Origin of the sequence: Candidimonas nitroreducens, from assembly GCF_002209565.1 — a bacterium.
GTDB classification, from domain to species: domain Bacteria; phylum Pseudomonadota; class Gammaproteobacteria; order Burkholderiales; family Burkholderiaceae_B; genus Candidimonas; species Candidimonas nitroreducens.
In genome coordinates this window covers 135,552-158,392 of sequence record NZ_NJIH01000007.1, presented here as the reverse complement: position 1 = coordinate 158,392, position 22,841 = coordinate 135,552, and the positions used below count along the sequence as shown (strand labels likewise).

The 22,841-nt window shown below is 66.2% G+C and carries 21 protein-coding genes; 13 read left to right on the top strand and 8 right to left on the bottom strand.

Annotated elements, in window-relative coordinates:
* Nucleotides 1-118 precede the first annotated feature (118 nt).
* Together pyrE and CEY11_RS12835 are read right to left on the bottom strand one after the other, a co-directional pair.
* Nucleotides 119-793 carry an orotate phosphoribosyltransferase gene (pyrE, locus tag CEY11_RS12840; protein WP_088603803.1) on the bottom strand — a complete coding sequence of 225 codons (675 nt, stop codon included), beginning with the start codon at nucleotides 791-793 and terminating at the stop codon, nucleotides 119-121.
* A gap of 211 nt (nucleotides 794-1,004) precedes the next feature.
* Nucleotides 1,005-1,913: a LysR family transcriptional regulator gene (locus tag CEY11_RS12835; protein ID WP_088603802.1), complete on the bottom strand. Its 909-nt coding sequence runs from the start codon at nucleotides 1,911-1,913 to the stop codon at nucleotides 1,005-1,007.
* Nucleotides 1,914-2,180: 267 nt separating this feature from the next.
* Here CEY11_RS12835 and CEY11_RS12830 point away from each other — a divergent pair, with 267 nt between their 5' ends.
* Nucleotides 2,181-2,591, top strand: a complete 411-nt coding sequence (locus CEY11_RS12830) for a DoxX family protein (protein ID WP_088603801.1) — start codon at nucleotides 2,181-2,183, stop codon at nucleotides 2,589-2,591.
* A 14-nt stretch (nucleotides 2,592-2,605) separates the two neighbouring features.
* Nucleotides 2,606-3,406, top strand: coding sequence for a DODA-type extradiol aromatic ring-opening family dioxygenase (locus CEY11_RS12825; RefSeq protein WP_088603800.1), 801 nt, complete (start codon nucleotides 2,606-2,608; stop codon nucleotides 3,404-3,406).
* Between the two features lie 226 nt (nucleotides 3,407-3,632).
* Here CEY11_RS12825 and gatB read toward each other — a convergent pair whose 3' ends face one another.
* From gatB to gatC, 3 genes are read right to left on the bottom strand one after another with little or no spacing between them, the layout of a single operon-like run.
* Entirely contained in the window at nucleotides 3,633-5,087 is a 1,455-nt protein-coding gene (gatB, locus tag CEY11_RS12820; protein WP_088603799.1) for an Asp-tRNA(Asn)/Glu-tRNA(Gln) amidotransferase subunit GatB, read from the bottom strand.
* Complete coding sequence (gene gatA, locus CEY11_RS12815; protein WP_088603798.1) at nucleotides 5,087-6,619, bottom strand: Asp-tRNA(Asn)/Glu-tRNA(Gln) amidotransferase subunit GatA; 1,533 nt, start codon at nucleotides 6,617-6,619, stop codon at nucleotides 5,087-5,089. Before gatA ends, gatB begins: the two co-directional genes overlap by 1 nt.
* Nucleotides 6,620-6,622: 3 nt before the next feature.
* Nucleotides 6,623-6,931 carry an Asp-tRNA(Asn)/Glu-tRNA(Gln) amidotransferase subunit GatC gene (gene gatC / locus CEY11_RS12810; protein ID WP_088603797.1) on the bottom strand — a complete coding sequence of 103 codons (309 nt, stop codon included), beginning with the start codon at nucleotides 6,929-6,931 and terminating at the stop codon, nucleotides 6,623-6,625.
* A gap of 402 nt (nucleotides 6,932-7,333) precedes the next feature.
* On the opposite strand from gatC, the gene CEY11_RS12805 reads away from it, so the two are divergent.
* The 5 genes from CEY11_RS12805 to rodA all read left to right on the top strand — a co-directional run bounded on the left by CEY11_RS12805 (nucleotide 7,334) and on the right by rodA (nucleotide 13,275).
* Nucleotides 7,334-8,377: a rod shape-determining protein gene (locus tag CEY11_RS12805; RefSeq protein ID WP_088603796.1), complete on the top strand. Its 1,044-nt coding sequence runs from the start codon at nucleotides 7,334-7,336 to the stop codon at nucleotides 8,375-8,377.
* Nucleotides 8,378-8,550: 173 nt separating this feature from the next.
* A complete protein-coding gene (gene mreC, locus CEY11_RS12800) occupies nucleotides 8,551-9,450 on the top strand; it encodes a rod shape-determining protein MreC (RefSeq protein WP_088603795.1) in 900 nt (299 codons plus the stop codon).
* The gene (gene mreD, locus CEY11_RS12795) at nucleotides 9,428-10,009 is read left to right on the top strand and encodes a rod shape-determining protein MreD (protein WP_088603794.1); all 582 of its coding nucleotides are present in this window, start codon (nucleotides 9,428-9,430) and stop codon (nucleotides 10,007-10,009) included. Before mreC ends, mreD begins: the two co-directional genes overlap by 23 nt.
* Before the next feature lie 21 nt (nucleotides 10,010-10,030).
* Nucleotides 10,031-12,142, top strand: a complete 2,112-nt coding sequence (gene mrdA, locus CEY11_RS12790) for a penicillin-binding protein 2 (protein WP_088603793.1) — start codon at nucleotides 10,031-10,033, stop codon at nucleotides 12,140-12,142.
* Nucleotides 12,139-13,275 carry a rod shape-determining protein RodA gene (gene rodA, locus CEY11_RS12785; RefSeq protein ID WP_088603792.1) on the top strand — a complete coding sequence of 379 codons (1,137 nt, stop codon included), beginning with the start codon at nucleotides 12,139-12,141 and terminating at the stop codon, nucleotides 13,273-13,275. Before mrdA ends, rodA begins: the two co-directional genes overlap by 4 nt.
* Before the next feature lie 76 nt (nucleotides 13,276-13,351).
* Here rodA and mutY read toward each other — a convergent pair whose 3' ends face one another.
* From mutY to CEY11_RS12770, 3 genes are read right to left on the bottom strand one after another with little or no spacing between them, the layout of a single operon-like run.
* Nucleotides 13,352-14,437: an A/G-specific adenine glycosylase gene (gene mutY, locus CEY11_RS12780; protein ID WP_088603791.1), complete on the bottom strand. Its 1,086-nt coding sequence runs from the start codon at nucleotides 14,435-14,437 to the stop codon at nucleotides 13,352-13,354.
* Nucleotides 14,437-15,345 carry a cell division protein FtsX gene (locus CEY11_RS12775; protein ID WP_088603790.1) on the bottom strand — a complete coding sequence of 303 codons (909 nt, stop codon included), beginning with the start codon at nucleotides 15,343-15,345 and terminating at the stop codon, nucleotides 14,437-14,439. Before CEY11_RS12775 ends, mutY begins: the two co-directional genes overlap by 1 nt.
* On the bottom strand, nucleotides 15,342-16,016 hold the full coding sequence (locus CEY11_RS12770; protein ID WP_088603789.1) for a cell division ATP-binding protein FtsE: 675 nt from the start codon (nucleotides 16,014-16,016) through the stop codon (nucleotides 15,342-15,344). Before CEY11_RS12770 ends, CEY11_RS12775 begins: the two co-directional genes overlap by 4 nt.
* 201 nt (nucleotides 16,017-16,217) lie before the next feature.
* Between CEY11_RS12770 and CEY11_RS12765 the strand changes: the two genes are divergently transcribed.
* The 6 genes from CEY11_RS12765 to CEY11_RS12740 all read left to right on the top strand — a co-directional run bounded on the left by CEY11_RS12765 (nucleotide 16,218) and on the right by CEY11_RS12740 (nucleotide 22,840).
* Nucleotides 16,218-17,402, top strand: coding sequence for an amino acid ABC transporter permease (locus CEY11_RS12765; protein WP_088603788.1), 1,185 nt, complete (start codon nucleotides 16,218-16,220; stop codon nucleotides 17,400-17,402).
* Nucleotides 17,403-17,433: 31 nt separating this feature from the next.
* Nucleotides 17,434-18,492, top strand: coding sequence for an amino acid ABC transporter permease (locus CEY11_RS12760; protein WP_088604024.1), 1,059 nt, complete (start codon nucleotides 17,434-17,436; stop codon nucleotides 18,490-18,492).
* A gap of 91 nt (nucleotides 18,493-18,583) precedes the next feature.
* Nucleotides 18,584-19,330, top strand: coding sequence for an amino acid ABC transporter ATP-binding protein (locus CEY11_RS12755; RefSeq protein ID WP_088603787.1), 747 nt, complete (start codon nucleotides 18,584-18,586; stop codon nucleotides 19,328-19,330).
* 289 nt (nucleotides 19,331-19,619) lie between these two features.
* Complete coding sequence (locus CEY11_RS12750; RefSeq protein ID WP_088603786.1) at nucleotides 19,620-20,630, top strand: Bug family tripartite tricarboxylate transporter substrate binding protein; 1,011 nt, start codon at nucleotides 19,620-19,622, stop codon at nucleotides 20,628-20,630.
* A 354-nt stretch (nucleotides 20,631-20,984) separates the two neighbouring features.
* Nucleotides 20,985-21,656 carry an OmpA family protein gene (locus CEY11_RS12745; RefSeq protein WP_408608125.1) on the top strand — a complete coding sequence of 224 codons (672 nt, stop codon included), beginning with the start codon at nucleotides 20,985-20,987 and terminating at the stop codon, nucleotides 21,654-21,656.
* A 272-nt stretch (nucleotides 21,657-21,928) separates the two neighbouring features.
* Nucleotides 21,929-22,840 carry an SDR family NAD(P)-dependent oxidoreductase gene (locus tag CEY11_RS12740; protein ID WP_088603785.1) on the top strand — a complete coding sequence of 304 codons (912 nt, stop codon included), beginning with the start codon at nucleotides 21,929-21,931 and terminating at the stop codon, nucleotides 22,838-22,840.
* The last annotated feature ends 1 nt before the right edge of the window (nucleotide 22,841 follow it).

Here is a 22,841-nt window from a genome sequence, read left to right as displayed (position 1 = left end):
TAGGTGTGGGCGAGGTCGGGCCGCATCCGTGGGCTCGGGCGCGGCAGGCCCTACTGCCGCCGTGAGGCGCGTGCTCTCGAAGAGGCCGCGTGCTTCGCGCCGGGCTGGACGGCTGCGTTCATACGCCGTATCGGTCGCGGTAGGCGGCAACCGCGCCGCGGTGCTTGGCCAGTTGCGGGTCGCCTTCCAGCACGGCCATGATGTCGGCAAGCGAGGCGATGCTGACCACCGGCATGTTGTAGGTGGCGCTTACGTCCTGCACGGCCGAATGGGCCGACAGGGCGTCGTCGGCGCCGGCGCGCTCCATGCGATCCAGGGCGATCAGTACGGCAGCGGGCTGGGCCCCCGCATGGCGGATGATGTCGACCGACTCGCGCACCGAGGTGCCGGCGGTGATGACGTCGTCGATGATCACCACGCGGCCGGCCAGCGGCGCACCCACCAGAGAGCCACCTTCGCCGTGATCCTTGGCCTCTTTGCGGTTGTAGGCGTAGGGCACGTCGCGGCCGGCGCGGGCGGGATGATTGGCCAGCGCGATGGCGGTCGCCGCCGCCAGCGGTATGCCCTTGTAGGCCGGCCCGAACAGCATGTCGAATTCCAGGCCCGAGTCCACCAGCGCCTGGGCATAGAAGGCGGCCAGGCGTCCCATCGACAGGCCGGTGTTGAACAGGCCTGCATTGAAGAAATACGGGCTCAGGCGCCCCGACTTGACCTTGAACTGCCCGAAGCGCAGCACCCCTTGCTGCAGGGAGTAGCGGACGAATTCATTGCGGTTCTGGGCGGAGTCTGTCATGGTGTGTCGGTAGTGGAGGCAGGTGGAGTCGCGTCTTCGGACAAAAGCGGTAAAACAAAAGAGACAAAAGAGACAAAAGCGTCATTATGGAGGATTCCGGCCCTTCCCGGCGCAAGCCCGGCGGAGGCGGGCGCCATCGACGCGCCGCGGCGGGCCTGGATGCCTGCCATGGCCGTGAACGCGCCATCGCTGCGCGGCGCTGGGCCGGGGTCTAGCCGGTCGCGCTGTCCTCGAGCATGGCGCGGCATTCGGGCTCGGCCAGGAAGTCGATGAAGCTGCGCACCTTGGGCGTCAGGTACTGGCGGCTGATGTAAGTGGCGTACAGTTCCTGCGGCGCCTGGCTGTATTGCGGCAGCACGCGCAGCAGCGCGCCGCTGCGCAGATCCGCGTCGACCAGCCACGAGGGCAGGAAGCCGATGCCGGCGCCGGCCCGCACCGCCTGGTACGAGAAGGTGGTGTCGTCCGAGCGCATCAGCGGCGCCAGGCGGATCAGCGCCTTGCCTTTGGGGCCGTCGAGCTCGAAGCCTTCGGCCGGCAGGTAATTGGGCAGGATGCCGCCGTAGGCGGCCAAGTCGGCCGGCGCGGCCGGAACCCCGTGCGGCGCCAGGTAGGCGGGGGCGGCGACCAGGTAGAAGGGCACCCGGCAGATGCGCCGCACGATCAGGTGTGCGGAAGGGTCGCGCGTGACGCGCAGGGCCAGGTCATAGCCCTCGGCCGCCAGATCGGCCTTGCGGTTGGAGAAGTGCAGGTCGGGCACGACCCCCGGATAGCGCTGTTTGTAGGCGGCCATGACCCGCACCACGCGTGGATGGGCGAACCACACCGGCGCGGTGATGCGCAGCACGCCCTGGGGCGCCTCGACGCTGCGGCCTATGGCCACTTCGGCCAGCGACAGCGTTTCCAGCGCGGCCCTGCACTGCTCGTAATACAGCGCGCCGGCCTCGGTCAGGCTGACGCGCCGGCTGCTGCGGTTCAGCAGCCGCACGCCCAGGTATTTTTCCAGATGCGCTACATGTTTGCTGGCCATGGGCGCCGACAGCGCCAGGCGCCGGGCGGCCGACACGAAACTGCCGCCGGCGGCGATTTCGCAGAAGACTTTGAGGCTGAGCAGTGTGTCCATGCTGTAGCGATCATTTCTTGTAAGGAAATGAATCGATAATAATTGATGTATATATTTCTTGGTAGGATTTCAATAAACTTTACTTCATAGAAAGTACGGAACAAGTGGCCTGGAGCCTGGCGTGCCTTGTCGCGGGCCTGGCTGTCGGGCCGCTTGTCCGGTGTTGCCTGTACCTGTGCCAGGTTCCGGAATCGGCCGGAAGCCTGCCTGGGCGAGCCGGGCATGGTGCCCGCTTGCATTTCTCTCCCCCCTTCAGGAGGAAGTTCCATGACATCCGACGCTAATTGCCAACTTTGGGCCGCTCGCGCGCAGGCGCTGCTGCGCATCGTCGCCGGCTACGTATTCCTGCTGCACGGCTGCTCGAAGCTGTTCCATGTGCCGCACGTGGCCTATTTCGACAATCTGCAGCTGTTTTCCTTGATGGGCCTGGCTGGCGTCATCGAAGTGGTGGCCGGCATATTGCTGATTCTGGGCCTGTTCACGCGGATTGCCGCCTTCATCGCTTCCGGTGAAATGGCCTTCGCTTATTTCATGGGCCACGTCGGCGGCGGCGGCCATGCCTTGCTGCCCATACTCAATGGCGGCGAGGCCGCGGTGCTGTACTGCTTCATATTCCTGTTCCTGGCTGCGGCCGGCGGCGGGGCATGGAGCCTGGACGCCGCGCGCAGGAAGGCCTAGGCGGGAGTATTCAAATGAACATGCCGGTTTATTTCATTTCGCATGGCGGCGGCCCCTGGCCGTACATGCCCGAGGCGCAGCAGGGCTATGCGCGCTTGGCGGCGTCGCTGCGTGAATTGCCGGCCCAGCTGCCGGCCACGCCCAGCGCCGTGCTGATGGTCTCGGCGCACTGGGAAGTCCGTGGCGGCTTCGGCATCCAGTCCAACCCGCGGCCGCCCATGCTGTACGACTATTACGGCTTTCCGGCGCATACCTACCAGATCCAGTATCCGGCGCCGGGCTCTCCGGCACTGGCCGCACGCGTGCAGCAATTGCTGAACCAGGCGGGGCTGGAAAACGGTCTGGATGCCCAGCGCGGCTTCGATCACGGCGCCTTCGTCCCCATGGCGGTAATGTACCCCAAGGCCGATGTGCCCATGGTGCAGCTGTCCATCGACGCCGGCTACGACCCGGCGCGGCATATCGCGCTGGGCCGCGCCCTGGCGCCGCTGCGCGACGAGGGCGTGCTGATCCTGGGCAGCGGCCTGAGCTATCACAACCTGCGCGGCCTGGGCGAGCCGGGCCGCGTGCCTTCGGCGCGCTTCGACGCCTGGCTGCAGGATGTGGTGGTGAACGGCCCGCCGGCGCAGCGCGCCGAGCGTTTGCTGGACTGGCAGCAGGCGCCCTCGGCGCGCATGGCGCATCCGCGCGAAGACCACCTGATCCCCCTGATGGTGGCCGCCGTCGCGGCCGGCGAAGAGCCGGCCACCTGTGTGTATCACGAAGACAACGCCTTTGGCGCCATCACGGCGTCGAGCTTCCGCTTCGGCGGGTAGCGGCGGAAGAAGGCTCCCTGCTTTCCGAAGCATGCGCCGTGTCGGCGCGTGCTCGAGGCGGGGCAACAGGTGCACGGGCCATGGCCGGCCACGTGGCGGCGCCCGCCCGCATCGCGGGCCGGGCGCCGGTTCGCGCCTACCCTATGACCAGGGTAAGGGTGCCGGGGCTCTTTGGTCGAAAGCGGGCCGGGCTTTCGGGTAATGCGCGGGCAATTCAGGCAATTCCTCAGCCCAGCTTCTGCTTCAGCAGCTCGTTGACCTGCTGCGGGTTGGCCTTGCCCTTGGCCGCCTTCATGATCTGGCCGACCAGTGAATTGAAGGCCTTCTGCTTGCCGGCGCGGTATTCCTCGACCACGGCGGGGTGGGCCGCCAGCACCTCGTCTATCATCGCGCCGATCGCACCGCTGTCGCTGATCTGGCGCAGGCCCCGAGCCTCGATGATGGCGTCGGGGTCGCCCTGCTGCTCGCCGGCCCACATGGCGGCAAACACCTCGCGGGCGATCTTGTTCGAGATCGTGCCGTCGATGATGCGGCCGATCAGCGTCGCCAGCCGCGCCGGTGCCACCGGGCAGTCGGCCACGCCGATTTCGTCGCGGTGCAGGGCCGCGGCCACTTCGCCCATGATCCAGTTGGCGGCCAGCTTGGCCTGACCCGCGGGCAGGCCGCCGGCGGCTGCTTCGAAGTAGGACGCGGTGGCGCGATCCATCGTCAATTGGGCGGCGTCGTAGCCGCTCAGGCCGAAATCTTTTTCGAAACGCGCGCGCATGTGCGCCGGCAGTTCCGGCATGGCCGCGCGCACTTGTTCGATCCAGTCGGCGCCTATGACCAGCGGCGGCAGATCGGGGTCGGGGAAATAGCGGTAATCGTGCGCATCTTCCTTGCTGCGCATGCTGCGGGTTTCGTCGCGCTCGGAGTCGTACAGGCGTGTTTCCTGGCGCACCGTGCCGCCGTCCTCGATGAGCTCGATCTGGCGCCGCACCTCGTACTGGATGGCGCGCTCGAGGAAGCGGAAGGAATTCAGGTTCTTGATTTCGCTGCGCGTGCCGAATTCCGCCTGGCCCTTGGGGCGCACCGAAACATTGGCATCGACCCGGAACGAGCCTTCCTGCATGTTGCCGTCGCAGATGCCCAGCCACATCACCAGGCCGTGCAGTGTGCGGGCATAGGCTACGGCTTCGGCGGCCGAGCGCATTTCGGGTTCCGAGACGATTTCCAGCAGCGGCGTGCCGGCGCGGTTCAGATCCACGCCGCTGGACGATTCGCCGTGCGGGCCCGTGTAGCCCTGGTGCAGCAGCTTGCCGGCGTCCTCTTCGAGGTGGGCGCGGGTGATGTTGATGGTTTTTTCCTGCTCGCCCACGAAAAAGCTCAGCGTGCCGCCCTGCACCACCGGGATCTCGTACTGGCTGATCTGGTAGTTCTTGGGCAGGTCGGGGTAGAAATAATTCTTGCGGGCGAATATCGAGCGCGGCGCGATTTTTGCGCCTATCGCCAGGCCGAGGCGGATCGCGCGATCCACCGCGTCGTGGTTCATGACCGGCAGGCTGCCGGGCAGCGCCATGTCGACCTCATTGGCCTGGGTATTGGGCGGCGCGCCGAAACGCGTGCTGCTGCCCGAGAATATTTTCGATGCGGTGGAAAGCTGCGTATGCGTTTCCAGCCCGATGACGATTTCCCATTCCATCATTGCGCTTCCGGTTTGCGTTGATGCCAGTCGGTGGTCTGCTGGTAGCAGTCGGCGATTGCCAGCAGCCGGCCTTCGCTGAAGTAGTCGCCGATGATCTGCAGTCCGACCGGCAGCCGGCCTTGCGGGCCGCCGAAGCCGCAGGGCACGGACATCGCCGGCAGGCCCGCCAGGCTGACGCCCAGCGTGTACACGTCGGCCAGCCAGTCGGCCGTGGGGTCGTCGCGGTTGACGCCCAGGGGCTTGGCCACGGCGGGCGTGACCGGCCCCATGATCACGTCGCAATGCTGCGCGTAGGCCTGCTGGAAGTCGTCGACGATCATGCGCCGCACCTTTTGCGCCTGCAGGTAGTAGGCGTCGTAGTAGCCGTGCGACAGCACATAGGTGCCGACCATGATGCGGCGCAGGACTTCGGGGCCGAAGCCCTCGCTGCGCGAACGGCTGACCATTTCGGCCAGGTCGCGGTATTGCGCGGCGCGGTGGCCGTAGCGCACCCCGTCGTAGCGCGACAGGTTGCTGGAAGCCTCGGCCGGAGCGATGACGTAGTACGCCGGAATCGACAAACTGGTGCGCGGCAGCGAGACGGCCACGCGGGCGGCGCCCAGCGATTCGAAGTGCTGCAGCGCCGCCTCGATGGCGCGGGCCACATCGTCGGCCAGCCCGGCATTGAAAAACTCCGTCGGCACCCCTATGCGCAGGCCTTGCAGCGGCTTGGCGCCGGCGGCGGCCTGCGCGGCGCGGGCCGCATCGAAGCCGGCGCGTACGCGGCCCGGCTGGTTGGGCGCGCCGTCGCAATGTTCGAGGCTGGTGGAATCGCGCGGGTCGAAGCCGCTGATGACGTCGAGCAATTCCAGCAGGTCGCGGGCATGGCGGGCGATGGGGCCGGCCTGATCCAGGCTGGAGCCGAAGGCCACCATGCCGAAGCGCGACACGGTGCCGTAGGTGGGCTTGATGCCGCTGACGCCGCACAGCGCGGCGGGCTGGCGCACCGAGCCGCCCGTGTCGGTGCCGGTGGCGGCCGCGGCTAGGCCTGCGGCAACCGCCGCGGCCGAGCCGCCCGAAGAGCCGCCGGGCACGCAGCCGGGATCCCAGGGATTGCGCACCGGCCCGTAGGCCGAATTCTCGTTGCCCGAGCCCATGGCGAATTCGTCGCAGTTCAGCTTGCCCAGGGAAACGGCGCCGGCCTGCGCCAGCCGCTGCACCACGGTGGCGTCGAAGGGACTGGTGTAGTGCTCGAGCATGCGGCTGGCCGCGGTGGTGCGCCAGCCACGCGTGACGAAGACATCTTTGTGCGCGATGGGTATGCCCGCCAGCGGCCCGGCATTGCCGGCGGCCAATGCCGCGTCGGCTGCACGGGCCTGGGCGCGCGTCAGTTCGGGGTCAATGTGCAGGAAGGCGTTCAGGGAACTGGCCTGGGCAGCCGACAGCGCGCTGTCGGCCAGTTCCAGGGCGCTGACTTCCTTGGCGCGCAAGGCCGCGCGCAGGGCTTCGATACTGTCGTAGCGGGTGTGCAGGGCGGAAGTGTCGGACATGTGTTACTCGATGACGGTCGGTACCAGGAACAGGCCTTCGGATGCGGCGGGCGAGTTCGACATGAGTTCCTGGCGCTGTTCCAGTGTGTGCGTGGGCGCAGCGGCGTCGCTGCGCAGCCGCAGCGCGATTTCCTGGTGCGCCGACAAGGGGTGAGCCATGGGCTCGATGCCTTGCGTGTCGACGGCCTGCAGCTGCTGGATCAGGGCGAAGATGCCGTTCAGTTCGGACAGCGCGCGTTGCGCCGCGTCGGGCGTGAGTTCGAGGCGCGCCAGCTGCGCGATGCGCGCGACGTCTTGGTGGTCGATGGCCATGGGAATTCCGGTGTCGGAGCAAGCGGCGAGCCCGGCCGGGAGATGGCCGGGAAGGGGCTTGCGGAGCCTGGCCCAAAGGAGCCTGTTACAAAGCTTAACGGGCTCTCCGCGGGCTTAACAAAGCCAAATTATAAGTTATCATTATCGGTTTAATCCCCAGTGGTCTTTGCGGCAAAAGTTTTGCTGGTTGCCGGTGTGCTGCGGCGATTCGTTTTCCCCGTCTTTTTTGCCTACCCGGGCTTGTGGCGCCGGGGCGCACGAATCCGATGGAAATCGTCTGCGCCAGGCTGCTTGCCGCCGTGCGGCCTCGTGCTGCGTCGTGTTTCTGGGCTGCCCTTGCGTGCCGTGCATCGCGGCGTCGACAGCGGGCTCATCTTCAAATTTAGACTTGGCTGAGTGTCCATGTTCGGATTCCTACGTAGTTATTTTTCCAGCGATATGGCGATCGACCTCGGCACCGCCAACACGCTGATTTATGTCCGGGGCAAGGGAATTGTGCTGGACGAGCCCTCCGTGGTGGCCATACGCCACGACGGCAGTGCCAACGGCAAGAAAATCATCCAGGCGGTAGGCCAGGAAGCCAAGCAGATGCTGGGCCGGGTGCCCGGCAACATCGAGGCCATCCGCCCCATGAAAGACGGCGTCATCGCCGACTTCACCGTTACCGAGCAGATGCTCAAGCAGTTCATCCGCATGGTGCATCCGCGCAGCATGTTTGCGCCCAGCCCGCGCATCATCGTCTGCGTGCCTTGCGGTTCCACACAGGTCGAACGCCGCGCCATCCGCGAATCGGCGCTGGGCGCCGGCGCCAGCCAGGTCTTCCTCATCGAAGAGCCCATGGCGGCGGCCATCGGCGCGGGCCTGGCGGTGTCCGACGCCAGCGGCTCGATGGTGGTCGATATCGGCGGCGGCACCACCGAGGTTGCCATCATCTCGCTGGGCGGCATGGTGTACAAAGGCTCGGTGCGCGTCGGCGGCGACAAGTTCGACGAAGCCATCATCAACTACATCCGCCGCAACTACGGCATGCTGATCGGCGAGCCCACGGCCGAACTGATCAAGAAAGAAGTGGGCTCGGCCTTTCCGGGTTCCGAGATCCGCGAAATCGAGGTCAAGGGCCGCAACTTGTCCGAGGGCGTGCCGCGCGGCTTCACGGTGTCTTCCAACGAGATCCTCGAGTCGCTCACCGACCCGCTGAACCAGATCGTGTCGGCGGTCAAGACCGCGCTCGAGCAGACTCCGCCGGAACTCGGCGCCGACATTACCGACAAAGGTATTTCACTGACCGGCGGCGGCGCGCTGCTGCGCGACCTCGACCGCCTGCTGCAGGAAGAAACCGGCCTGCCGGTGGTAGTGGCCGAAGACCCGCTCACCTGCGTGGTGCGGGGATGTGGCGAGGCGCTCGAACATCTCGAACGCCTGGGTACGGTGTTCATTTACGATTAAGGCGTTTTCATTAAAAATGGAATAATCCTCATTCCATTTGGTGTAAACAGCCCCTCGAACCTGTACTCTGAAGTCTGAACAAAACGTTCCGGTAGCATGTACAGGTTCCGATTCTGTTCCAGTTCGGACTCCTCAGCGTAAGCCGAGCGGGTTGAGGCGCGAATACAACTGTCATGCAAGAAAATCGGACGATCAGGCTGTTCAGGCACGGACCGACTGCCGAATTCCGGCTGGTCGTGCTGGTCATCCTGTCCCTGTCGCTGCTGGTGGTCGATGCCCGCTGGCGCGTGCTCGATCCGGCCCGGCAGGCGATCTCCGTGGTGTTGTACCCGTTCCAGCGGCTGGTGCTGGCGCCGCGCGACCTGGTCGAGAATTTCAATAACTGGATGGATGCGGCCACGGTGGCCCGCGCCGAAAAAGAAGCCCTGCAGAAGCAGCGCATAGAGCTTGCGCAGATCGCGACGCACGCGGCCCAGCTTTCGGCCGAGAACGAACAGTTGCGGCGCCTGCTCAAGGTGGCCGACACGGTCTCGCAGCCTTCGGTGGCGGTAGAGGTCATGTACGAACCGCCGAATGCGTTCGTCCATCACCTGATCTTCAACAAGGGCACTTCCGACGGCATACGCGCCGGCATGCCGGTCATCGACGAGGGCGGCGTGGTCGGCCAGATCGTCCGGGTCACGCCCTTTACGTCCGAGGCTGCGCTGCTGACCGACGACACCGTGTCCATACCGGTGCAGGTGCTGCGCAACGGCTTGCGCCTGATCGCCTTCGGCGGCAACGTCTCGGGCCGGGTCGAGGTGCGCTACCTGACGGCCAACGCCGACATCCATGCCGGCGATACGCTGGTCACCAGCGGCATAGGCGGGCTGTTCCCGGCCGGCCTGTCGGTGGCGAAGATAGAAAAGGTCGAACGCGATTCGGCCACGGGCTTTGCCCGCGCGCTGGCCACGCCCTTGTCGCATCCGGAACGCTATCGGCATTTCCTGGTGCTGCGCGTGGACGTTTCGCGCATGCCGTCGCCCACATCCGACCCGGAGGCTCAAGCCCATGGTTCGCAGCCCGCACAGTGAATCCACGCGCCGGCCGAGCGGCGCCTCGCCCCTGAGCGCCCTGCAGCCCATAGATGCTTCGCCGTTCAGGCAGCCGGCGCATCCGTTGTTCGTGTGGAGTACGGTGCTGCTGGCGTGGCTGATTTCGTTTCTGCCCTGGCGCGACTGGCTGGCCGCGCCCGACATATTGCTGCTGGTCATTGCTTTTTGGTGCCTCAACGAGCCGCAGCGGGTTTCCATGTTCACCGCCTTCATCTTCGGCCTGTCCATGGACGTGCAGGACGCCGGCCTGCTGGGCGAGAAAGCGCTGGCGTATACACTGGTGGCCTATGGCGCCGTGGCCCTGGCGCGCCGGCTGCATCGCTTCGGCGCGGTGATACAGGCCATTCACCTGCTGCCTGTATTCGTGTTTTCGGCCATGGCCACGCACCTGATCCACGCCTGGCTGGCAGGCGAATGGGGCGGCTGGCAGTGGTTGTGGTCGGCGCTGTTCACGGCGGTGCTGTGGCCGGTGGCCGACATCCTGCTGCACATGCCGCAGCGCCGTCTGGATGAAACCGACCACCGCGGCGCGGTTTAGGGCTCGCTGGCCCCGGTCTTTATGTTCGAATTCAAGAAAACATCGCACCGCCAGAAACGGCGCATCGTGCTGCGCATCTGGGTCGCCGGGGCCTTTGCGCTGCTGTGCTTCGGCGGCCTGCTGGCGCGTCTCTGGTACCTGCAGGTCGACCGCTACGAAGGCCTGGCCGAGCGCGCCGACCAGAACCGCATCGCGGTGGTGCCCATTCCGCCGCGGCGCGGTGAAATCGTCGATCGCAACGGCGTGGTGCTGGCGCGCAACTACCGCGACTACACGCTCGAGGTGGTTCCCGCCCGGGTCGAGCACATGAACAAGATGCTCGATGCCTTGTCGCGCCTGGTGACCCTGACGCCCCTGGATCGCAGGCGCTTTCATCAGCGCCTTGCCCAGAACGGCCGCTACGCCCACGTGCTGTTGCGCAACAACCTGAACGACACCGAGGCCTCGTGGTTCGCGGCCCATGCCTATGAGTTCCCCGGGGTGGAGCTGCGCGCCCGCTGGGTGCGCGAATATCCGCAGCACGAGACCGCCGCTCACGTGCTGGGTTTCGTCGGCCGCATTTCCGAGTCCGACGAGGCCAAACTGGAAGACGAGGGCCGCGCCGGCAACTACCGCGGCACCAACGTGATCGGCAAGAAGGGCATAGAAAAAACCTGGGAGGACGCGCTGCACGGGCATACGGGCATCGAAGAGGTCGAGGTCACGGCCACCGGGCGTCCGGTGCGGGTGCTGCGCCGGGTCGATCCGGTGCCCGGGGCCAATCTGGTGCTGTCGCTGGACATAGGCCTGCAGAAAGTGGCCGAGAAACTTTTCGAGGGCAAGCGCGGGGCGCTGGTGGCCATCGACCCCAAGACGGGCGATGTATTGGCCTTTGTCTCCTCGCCCTCGTTCGACCCTAATCTTTTCGTCGACGGCATCGACGTGGAAAACTGGCGCAAGCTGAACGATTCGCCCGATCACCCCCTGATCAACCGGCCCCTGTACGGCACCTATCCGATCGGTTCGACCTACAAGCCTTTCGTGGCGCTGGCCGCGCTGCAGCTGCACAAGCGCAGCGCCACCGAACGCATTCCCGACCCCGGCTATTTCGAGTTCGCGGGGCAGAAATACCGCAACGCCGGCGGCGCCGCCTATGGCCCCACCGACATGCATCACGCCCTGGTGGTGTCTTCCGATACGTATTTCTTTTCCCTGGGGCCGGAACTCGGCGTGGACGCGCTGCATGACTTCACCAAGCAGTTCGGCTTCGGCCAGCTTACCGGCATCGACCTGGACGGCGAACGGCGCGGCGTGCTGCCTTCCACCGCCTGGAAGCGCCACGCCTACAAGAAGCCTTCGCAGCAGCACTGGTACACGGGCGAAAGCATCTCGGTGGCGGTGGGCCAGGGCTACAACTCGTTCACCCTGCTGCAGCTGGCGCAGGCCACCGCCGTGCTGGCCAACGACGGCGTGTACATGAAGCCGCACCTGGTGAGCCTGGTCGAAAACCCCATGACGGGCCACGTCAAGCGCACGGTCACCAAGCCTTCATACACCATCCCCCTGAAGCCCGAGAACCTCAAGGTGGTCAAGGACGCGCTGGTCGACGTGGTGCGCCGCGGCACCGCACGCAAGGCCTTCGTCGGCGCGCCCTACCAGGCGGCGGGCAAGACCGGCACGGCCCAGGTGTACAGCCTGCGCGGCCGCTATCACAACAAGAATGTGCCGGAGCGGCTGCGCGACCATGCGCTGTTCATGGCGTATGCGCCGGCCGACGATCCGCGCATTGCCTTGGCGCTGATCGTCGAGAACGGCGGCTGGGGAGCTACCGTGGCCGCGCCGATCGCGCGCCAGGTATTCGACTACTGGCTGTCGCCCGATCGCACGGAAAACGAAAACCGGGTCGCCATGCCCGTCGACCTGGTCGACAATCTGCCTCCCAAGGTGCGCGAGGCGGTGACCGAGACTCGCGCGGCCGCCGCACCCCAGTCCGATGCCGGCGTCTCGGAAGAGTCGCCCGACGCCGTCGTGCCGCCCGAAGACCAGCCCGAGGACGAGCAGGACGACAAGGATCCCCTGGCGCCGCTGCGTCCGCACGGCGTGGCCGCGCCGGCCGCGGCCCTGGGCGAACACCGTGAACCGGAGCGGCAATGAAACGTATCGTCGACGCAATCGTCAAGGCATTGACCGTATTCGACTGGCCCTTGCTGGCCATACTGGTGCTGTTGATGCTGCTGGGCATGACGATCATGCATTCGGCGGTGGGGGGCACCGACCTGCGCTTCTCCGACCAGTTGCGCAATTTCATGATCGCGTTCTTCGCGATGTGGGCGGCGGCCCTGTTGTCGCCGCCCAAGCTGATGAAGCTTGCCGTGCCTTTCTATATTCTGGGTGTCGCCCTGCTGCTCGGGGTGGAGTTCGCCGGCGAGACCAGCAAGGGCGCGACGCGCTGGCTGAACCTGGGCTTCGGCCGCATCCAGCCCTCGGAAATGATGAAGATTGCCGTGCCGCTGATGCTGGCCTGGTACTTCCATGAACACCAGGGCAAGCTGCGCATACTGGACTTCGTCGTCGCCGGCGTACTGCTGGCCATCCCGTTCGGCCTGATCGCCAAGCAGCCCGATCTGGGAACCGCGATGCTGGTGTTCGCGGCCGGCTTCTGCGTCATGTACTTTGGCGGGCTGTCCTTCAAGCTATTGATTCCCCTGGTGCTGCTGGGAGCAGTGGCGCTCGGGTCGCTGGTGTACTACGAGCCCACGATCTGCCAGCCCGGCGTCGACTGGGTGGTGCTGCATGAATACCAGAAACACCGGGTGTGCACCTTGCTGGATCCCAGCTCCGATCCGCTGGGCAAGGGTTTTCACACCATACAGTCGATGATCGCGGTCGGCTCGGGCGGCGTGTACGGCAAGGGCTATATGCAGGGCACGCAGTCGCATCTCGACTTCATCCCCGAGCGCACCACCGATTTCATCTTCGCGGTGTACGCCGAGGAATTCGGCCTGTATGGCGGCATCATGCTGCTGGCGTTGTACACGCTGCTGATCGCGCGCGGGCTGTCGATCGCACTCAAGGCCCGCACCCAGTTCGGGCGCCTGATGGCCGGCTCCATGGCCATGATGTTCTTTGTTTATGTGTTCGTGAACATCGGCATGGTAAGCGGCATTCTGCCCGTGGTGGGTGTGCCGCTGCCTTTCATGAGCTATGGCGGCACGGCGCTTAGCACGCTGGGCATTGCCTGCGGCATCTTGATGAGCATCAACCGCTATCGGCCCGAATCGGAGTAGGGCCTGTTCACACTAAAAGCGGCTCCCCTTTTAGTGTGAACAGGCCCTGATACGTCTACAGCAGGCCGCCGACCGTCTACAGCAGGCCGTCGGTCGGATACAGGCCGCACAGCAGCTTCCTGACGGGGGCCGGCAGCGCCGTGTCGGCCAGTGCCGCCACGGGTGTCCAGGCCTGCCCCGGCGCAGGCTGCCGCAGCCGCGGCGCTGCGCCGCGCAGCAGCCAGGGCTCGATGTGCAGCTTGAAGTGCGTGAACGTATGCGACAGCGCCGCCATGCGCTGTGCCGGGCCGGGGTCGGTTCCCTGGCTGCGGCAGGCCGCACGCATGGCCTGGGCGTCGTCGTATTGAGGCAGGCACCACAGGCCGCCCCAGATGCCCGAAGATGGCCGCTGTTCCAGCAGCACGCAGCCGTCCTGCTCCAGGATCAGCATCGCGCACTGCCTTTCTTCAGCCTGCTTGCGCGGCTTGGGCGCGGGCAATTCATGTTGCTTGGCATTGATGCGGGCGTAGCAGCCGCCGGCCAGCGGGCATAGCGTACAGGCCGGCTTGCCGCGCGTGCAGCAGCCTGCGCCCAGGTCCATCAGCCCCTGTGTGTAGGCGCCCATGTCCAGGCTGGCGTCCGCCGCGTCGAGCATGGCCTGTGCGGTGTCCCACAGTTGCAGTTCCACCGCGCGCGCGGCCGGGTTGCCGTAGATCCCGAAGTAGCGGGTGAAAACGCGCTTGACGTTGCCGTCCATGATGGGGGCGCGCTCGCCATACGCGAAGGCGGCGATGGCCGCCGCGGTGGAACGGCCTATGCCGGGCAGTTGCGCGATGTCCTCGGCGCGGCGCGGGAATGCGCCGCCCAGGCGCTCGCAGATCTCGCGCGCGCAGCGGTGCAGGTTGCGTGCGCGGGCGTAGTAGCCCAGTCCGGCCCAGTAGGGCATGACTTCGTCCTGCGAGGCCGCGGCCAGCGTGCGCAGGTCGGGAAAGCGGGCGAGGAAGCGCAGGTAGTAGTCCACCACGGTGGCGACCTGGGTCTGCTGCAGCATGATTTCCGACAGCCAGATGCGGTAGGGATCGCGTGTGCCCTGCCAGGGCAGGCCATGGCGGCCGCTGGCCCGTTGCCAGCGCACGACGGTCTCGGCAAAGCCGGCGGCGGGCGCCGCGTCTGTGGACGACATCAGAAGCGCGTGCTGCGGGTGACCGACCAGCGTGCCGACAGTGCGCCGAGTATGGCCACCACGACGATGGCCAGGCCCAGGCTGGGCGTATCAGGCAGGCGCAGCGCGAAGCTGGCGCCGTAGCTGCGGGCCAGGTGGGCCAGGGCGTTGTTCAGGGGGATGAGCGCCAGCGCCGAGAACAGCACCGCGAGCAGGCTGGCGACGATGCCCGTCAGGGCCCCCAGGTACAGGAAAGGGCGGCGCACGAAGGATTCGGTAGCGCCCACCAGGCGCGCCACGGCGATTTCCTCGCGCTGGGTCAGGGCCTGCATGCGCACCGTGTTGAATACTGTGGCCAGCACCACCAGCGCCACGCCTATGGCCAGCAGCCCCAGGCCGATGTGGCCGAAGCGCAGCAGCGCTTCCAGCCGTTGCACCCACTCGCTGTCGAGATGTACTGCATCCACCTGCGGCCAGCCGCCCCATTGCTGCGCCAGCTGGCTCGCGCGCTGCGCCATGTCGGGGCCATTGTCCAGGGTGACCACGACGGCGTCGGGCAGGGGATTGCCGGGCAGCGCCGCCAGCGCGTCGGCCCAGGTGGGGTTGGCCTTGAGCGTGCGCAGCGCCTGGTCGCGCGGCACCAGCCGCGCCGCGTGTATGCTGTCGTGGAACTGTTCCTGTATGCGGCCCAGCACCTGCTTGCCGGCGCCGGCCGGAGCATCCGGCTTCAGGTATACCGTGACTTCCGGCGTGACCGACACCTGGCGGGCGACCGGCTGTGCCGAGATCAGGATCGAGGCGCCCAGTATCGGCAGCGCCAGCGTCAGCGCGATGACCAGCACATTGGCCAGCGACGAGAAGGGGTGCGCCGACAGGCGTCGCAATGCCACGACCAGCGCGTAGCGGTGATGCCGGGCCCAGCGGTTCACAGCTGCACCCCGGGGGTGTCGAAGAAGCGGCCCTGGTGATCGATGCGCAGGGTGCGCGTGGCGTACGAGGCCATCAGGGCCCGGTCGTGCGAGGCGATCAGCGTGGTGACGCCGACGCGGTTGAAATCGCGGAATACTTCCATGATGCGGCGCGCGCTGTCCTGGTCGAGGTTGGCGGTGGGCTCGTCGACGACGAGGATGGCGGGGCGGTTGACGATGGCCCTGGCGATCGCCAGCCGCTGCTGTTCGCCGCCCGACATTTCTATGGGGTTGAGGTCTTCTTTACCCGACAGCCCGACCTTTTCCATGGCTGCCCGGGCCCGGGTCTGCGCCTGGCGGCGTTCCTGGCCGGCCACGGTCAACGGCAGCAGCACGTTGTTCATGGCGCTGCGGTCGTAGAGCAGGTGCGTGTCCTGCAAAATGATGCCCACGGCGCGGCGCAGGTAGGGGCGGGCCCGCGCCGACATCTTGTCGAGGCGATGGCCGTTGACGTGTACCGCACCGCGGCTGGAGGGCTCGAGCCCGCCTATGAGCTTGAGCAGGGTGGACTTGCCGGCGCCCGAAGGGCCCGACACGAACACGAATTCCCCGGGCTCGATGCGGAAGTTGATGTCCGCAAGAATGTTCCTGCCGCGGCCATATGATTTGAATACGTGTTGAAATTCGATCATGGTCTAGTGTGAACAGGCCCTTCGGGCAGGGCATCCTAATAGTAACCATTAGCCCTTAGAATATGCAAAACGCCGCGCGCCCATGCGGGTGCTTGCAATGGGCGCGGCGCCTGCTCTTGCGCCGTGCTTGTTGCCACGCAATCGCAGCCGCCGTCTCGATGAATCCGTACCGGCCGCCACAGGAAGCCCGGGCCCTGGCCCATGAAAATTGAAAAGCTGCAAACGTCCAATGCCCGCCTGCGCCTGTCCTGGGGCGATCCGGCCCTGCGCGCGCTGGTCTACCAGGTACTGATCCTGGCCGCGGTCGGCGCCGCCGCATGGTACCTGGTATCCAATACGCTGCACAATCTGGCGGCGCGCAATATCACCACGGGCTTCGACTTCCTGCATCGCGAAGCGGGCTTCGCCATCGGCGAAAGCGTCATTCCCTATTCTCCCACCGATACCTATGGCCGCGCGATCTGGGTGGGGCTGCTGAACACGCTGCGCGTCTCGGTCGTGGGCATCGTGGCGGCAACGCTGCTGGGCACCGTATTGGGCGTGGCGCGCCTGTCGAACAACTGGCTGGTGTCGCGCCTGGCGGGCACCTATGTAGAGATCGTGCGCAATGTGCCGCTGCTGCTGCAGCTGTTCTTCTGGTATGCGGTGATTACCGAGAATCTGCCCGGGCCGCGCCAGGCGCTGCATCCGCTGCCCGGCGTGTTCTTGTCCAACCGCGGGCTGAAGCTGCCCGCGCTGCGCGGCGACGCGCTGGACTGGATGGCCGCGGGCCTGGCGCTGGCCATCGTAGGCGTCGCCTTGCTGGGCCATTGGGCGCGGCGCCACCACGAGGCCACGGGCCGCGTCTTTCCGCTGGGGCGCGCCGCGCTGGCGCTGGTGGTGCTGCTGCCGCTGCTGGGCTGGTGGGCGGGCGGCGCGCCCCTGGCGCTGGACATGCCTTACCTGAAGGGCTTCAATTTTACCGGCGGCCTGACGCTGACACCCGAGTTCGCGGCGCTGCTGGCCGGCCTGGTCATCTATACCTCGGCCTTCACGGCCGAAGTGGTGCGCTCGGGCATACAGGCGGTAGATCGCGGCCAATGGGAAGCGGCGGGCGCGCTGGGGCTGCCGCGGCGGCGCATACTGCGCCTGGTGGTGCTGCCGCAGGCGCTGCGCGTGATCGTGCCGCCCATGACCAGCCAGTACCTGAATCTGACCAAGAACAGTTCCCTGGCCGTGGCCATCGGTTATCCGGATCTGGTCTCGGTAGTCAACACCACGCTGAACCAGACCGGCCAGGCCATAGAAGGCATACTCATCATCATGGCCGCGTATCTGACCGTCAGCCTGTCGATCGCGCTGTTCATGAACTGGTACAACCGGCGCATTGCGCTGGTGGAGCGCTGACGTGGCGGGCGCCGCCGGGCAGGCCTCGGACATGCCGCCGCCGCGGCCGCGATTGGGCATCCTGGGCTGGTGCCGCGCCCGGCTGTTCGCCACGCCCTTGAACGTGCTGCTGACCGTGCTGCTGGCGTGGCTGCTGCTGATGCTGCTGCCGCCGCTGGTGCAATGGGCCTGGCTGCGCGCCGATTTCAGCGCCAGCACGCCGCAGCAGTGCCGCGCGGCCGGCGGGGCCTGCTGGGCCTTCATCGCCCACGACTACCGGCTCATATTGTTCGGCGTCTATCCCTACGACGAGCAGTGGCGGCCGCTGGTGGCCGCCATCGTGCTGCTGGCGGTCATCATATGCAGCGCCGTGCGGCGCTTCTGGCACCCGGCGCTGGCCCTGGCCTGGGTCGCTGCGCTGGCCGCGGTGGCGGTGTTGATGTGGGGCGGGGTGCTGGGCCTGACGTCGGTCGAGGACAGCCGCTGGGGCGGCCTGCCGCTGACCATGATCCTGTCCACTTTCGGCATCGCCTTCGCGTTTCCGCTGGGGCTGCTGCTGGCGCTGGGCAGGCGCTCGCGCATGCCCGCGGTCAAGGCGCTGTGCGTGGTGTACATCGAGCTGATACGCGGCGTGCCGCTGATCAGCCTGCTGTTCATGTCCTCGGTAATGCTGCCGCTGTTCCTGCCCGAGGGCGTGGACATCGACAAGCTGCTGCGCGCGCAGATCGCCATCATCATGTTCGCCGCCGCCTACATCGCCGAGACCGTGCGCGGCGGCCTGCAGGCCGTGCCCCGCGGCCAGTACGAAGGCGCCGAGTCCATAGGCCTGAGCTACTGGCAGACGATGCGCAAGATCATTCTGCCGCAGGCCTTGCGCATCGTCATCCCGCCGCTGGTAAGTATCTTCATTTCGCTGTTCAAGGACACTTCCCTGGTCGTGGTGATCGGTATCTTCGACCTGACCCAGTCGGCCAAGGCGGCGCTGGCCGATCCGCAGTGGCGCGGCTTCAGCATCGAGGCCTACCTGTTCATCGCCGCTATTTATTTCATCTTCTGTTTTTCGATTTCACGCTACAGCCGCTCGCTGGAAGCGAGGATCTATTCACGCTGAAAGAGGTGTCGCATGACCATGAAAAGGCCTGCCCATCAAGGCGCGCAGCGGCGCTGAACACCATGTACAGATATAGTTGGAGACACCCCTGATGCCCGCTCCCGATTCCATCATCAGCATGCAGCAGGTCGGCAAATGGTACGGGCAGTTCCAGGTGCTGCGCGGCATAGACCTGGAGGTCGCGCGCGGCGAGCGCATCGTGATCTGCGGCCCCTCGGGTTCCGGCAAGTCGACGCTGATACGCTGCATCAACCGGCTCGAAGAACACCAGCAGGGCCGCATCGTGGTCGAGGGCATAGAGCTCACCAACGACCTGCGGCAGATCGAGCGCATACGGCGCGACGTCGGCATGGTGTTCCAGCACTTCAACCTGTTTCCGCACCTTACCGTGCTGGAAAACCTGACGCTGGGGCCTATGTGGGTGTTGAAGCAGACCAGGGCGCAGGCCGAGGCCACCGCCATGCAATACCTGGCGCGCGTGCGCATTCCCGACCAGGCCTCCAAGTATCCGGGCCAGCTCTCGGGCGGCCAGCAGCAGCGCGTGGCGATCGCGCGCTCGCTGTGCATGCAGCCCAAGATCATGCTGTTCGACGAGCCCACTTCGGCCCTGGATCCGGAAATGGTCAAAGAAGTGCTGGACGTCATGATCGGTCTGGCCGAGGAGTCCGGCATGACCATGCTGTGCGTGACACACGAAATGGGCTTCGCGCGCCAGGTGGCCGACAGGGTGATCTTCATGGATCGAGGCGAGATCGTGGAGCAGAACACTCCCGATGCGTTTTTCGACCACCCGCAGCATGAGCGTACGCGCCTGTTCCTGAGCCAGATATTGCACTGAGGCTCTGCCGCCTCCGTTCCTGCCCGGGGCCGGCCTGTACTGCGGCGGGTATGGCTCGTGCCTTGCGGATTTTCCCGCTGCGCTGCACGCGGGCCGAGGAGGCTGCACCCTGGCGTGCGCAAGGCTGCGGCGGCCGGGCGCTGGCGGTCTGGGCGCCAAAATGTAAAAAATAGTAGGAAACAGCCGTCAAGAGGGATTAGTATTTGCCTGCTGCGAATTGCGCCTCTGTTTACGCCATTATTTCTATTGGTGTGAACGGATCCTAGCTTTTTTCTATGAGGATAAATCAATGCTGTCGAGAATAAAATCCTGGTCCACGTCGGTGGCCGCCGGCGCCATGCTGGCGGCCACCGCGCTGGCCCTGGCCGCGCCCGCCGCGCAGGCCGCCGACTTCCCCACCCACTCTTTGCAGTTCATCGTCCCGTATTCGCCCGGCGGCCCGCTGGACACGGTCGCGCGCCTGCTGGCCCAGAAGGTGCAGCCCGAACTCGGCCAGACGGTGGTCGTCGAGAACAAGCCGGGCGCAGGCGGCAATATCGGCGCCGCCATTGCGGCCAAGGCCAAGCCCGACGGCTATACCCTGGTCATGGGCGCGGTGGCGATCAATGCCATCAACCCCTGGCTCTATTCCAAGCTGCCCTTCGACCCGGTCAAGAGCTTCGCGCCCGTCACCCTGGTCGCTTCGGTGCCCAATGTGCTGATCGTCAACAAAGAATTCGCCGCGGCCCATAGCATCAAGTCGGTGCAAGACCTGATCGCCTACGCCAAGGCGCATCCGGGCCAGCTGAACTTCGCGTCGGGCGGCAACGGTAGCGCCGGCCATCTGGCTGGGGCGCTGCTGAACAAGCGCGCCGGCATCGACACGGTGCACGTGCCGTATCAGGGCGCTTCGCCCGCCAAGCTGGCCCTGCTGGCCAACCAGGCCAATTTCATGTTCGACAACCTGGCCTCGGCCTCCGGCCTGATCAAAGAGGGCAAGGTGCTCGCCCTGGCGGTAACCACCGCGCAGCGTTCGTCCATCTATCCCAAGCTGCCCACCATGGAAGAAGAGGGTGTCAAGGACTTCGACCTGGGCACCTGGTTCGGCGTTTTCGCCACCGGCGGCACGCCCAAGCCCGTCATCGACCGCCTCAACAAGGCCTATTCCAAGGCGCTGGAAGACCCTGCCGTGCGCAAGATGCTGCTGACCATGGGCTCGGATGCCAAGCCGACCACGCCGGAGGCCTTTGCCGAGCTGGTCAAGCATGACCTGGCCAAGTACAAGGAAATCGTCAAGGTGTCGGGCGCCAAGATCTTCTGATGCCCGCCGGGCCGCTTGCGGCCGCGCCGCCCGGCTTTGCCGGGTACGTTCCTGCCCCGCCGGCCTCGGGTAAGCCCGAGCCGGCGGTTTTGTTTGCGGGTGCGGCAAGGCACGGGCGCCGCTGCCCAAGATGGGGCTTCCGGCAGCCGAAGCCCTGCCTGAACAAAAAATAACATTTTGCCCGGAGGCAGCTCTGCTAGCATACTGTGGGACGAGGCGCCCTGTTTGCCCCGGACGGCCATGCGTCGGGGGTATCTGCCATTGCGGCGCGGGGCGATGTCCGGTGCGGTGCCGGGGGTACCGCCCGATGCATGGAGACCGTGCCGCCGAGGCGGCAATCACAAGGAGAAAAACATGGAACTATCAGTGCGGGTCAACCGCGTCAGCCGAGTGGCGGCATGTATCGGAGCCGTGGCTCTGATGGCGGGTTGCGCCAATATGAACAACATGAGCCAGGGCGGCAAGACCGCCGTGGGAGCGGGAGCCGGGGCGGCGTTGGGCGCCGGACTCGGCGCGCTGATAGGCAATAGCAGCAGCGCTGCGCTGATCGGGGCGGGTGTCGGCGCCGTGGCCGGCGGCATCGTCGGCTACAACTGGGCCGGCGTCAAGAAAGAAGTGCAGCAGTCGGGTGCGCAGAAGCTGGGCATAGACGTGACCGAAATGCCGGACGGCACGCTCAAGGTCAACATACCCAGCAATGTGTCCTTCGATACCGGCAAGTACGTGCTCAAGCCTGCCCTGCTGCCGGTGCTGGACAGCGTGGCGCATGCGCTGTCCGAGCATCCTGAATTGCGGGCCAAGTCCGTCGGCTACACCGACAGCACCGGCTCGGCTTCCCTGAACCAGACCCTGTCGGTCAACCGCGCCCGTGCCGTCACCGACTACCTGAGCCAGCGTGGCGTGGCGCCGACCAGGCTTGCGCTGGAAGGCCGCGGCTCGGCCAATCCCATTGGCGACAACAATACTACCGCCGGCCGCGCCCTGAACCGCCGCGTCGAGCTTTACCTGTATGCCGTGAAGCAATAACGGCGCTTTACCACGCAGCAGCAGGCGGGCTGTGCTGGGCTGGCTTCAAAGCTTGGATCATCGTCCAGCTTTCAGGGCCGGTTCAGCTCGGCCCGTTTGTTTTTTCCGACGGCGGGATATCCGGCGGCGCGGCGCAGCGGGCGCCCGACCGGCGCAGGCCTTCGCGAAAGCACCTTTTCCATTTGTTCAACTCTCGCGGATCGGCGTGACGGTATTGTTAGTGCTACGAATCATCGACGCTAACAGGACTAGACATGGCGAATGGGACAAATATGCTGGCAGGGAAGGTAGCGGTAGTCACCGGGGCCGGGCGCGGCATCGGCCGGGAGATTGCTCTGGGGATGGCCGCCGAAGGGGCCGCGGTAATCGTCAATGACATCGGCGCAGCGCTGGACGGCCAGGGGGCGGACGCCTCGCCGGCGCAGCAGGCCGTCGACGACATCCACGCCGCGGGCGGGCAGGCGGCGGCCAGCTACGACAGCGTGGCCGACTGGGACGCCGCACAGCGCATCGTGCAAAGCGCGGTCGACACCTTCGGCCGCATCGATATCGTGGTCAACAGCGCCGGCATCCTGCGCGACGCGATTTTCCACAAAATGGAGCCGGCCGAATGGGACGCGGTGCTGAAGGTGCATCTATACGGCGCCTTCCACATGAGCCGCGCCGCGGCTCCGCATTTCCGCGCGCAAGGCAGCGGCAGCTATGTACACATGGTGTCGACCAGCGGCCTGATCGGCAGCATCGGCCAGGCCAATTACGCCGCCGCGAAGCTGGGCATTGCGGGCCTGTCGCGCTCTTTGGCCATGGACATGAGCCGTTTCGGGGTGCGCTCGAACTGCATCGCACCGCATGCCTTCAGCCGCATGATCGAATCGGTGCCGGGGGCGTCGCCCGAAGAAAAGGCCGCCAATCTCGAGAAGCGCCGCAAACAAACGCGCGCCGACCAGATCGCGCCGCTGGCGGTGTTCCTGGCCAGCGATGCCGCGGCCGGCGTCAGCGGCCAGATCTTCGGCGCGCGCGGCAATGAGGTCTACCTGTACAGCCAGCCGCGCCCGATCCGCACCCTGCATCGGGGCGACGGCTGGACGCCCGAGTCGCTCGCCGCGCAGTTGCCGGCGGCCTGGAAAAGCTCGCTCACGCCGCTGGAGCGCACGCGCGACGTGTTCGGCTGGGAGGCGATCTGAG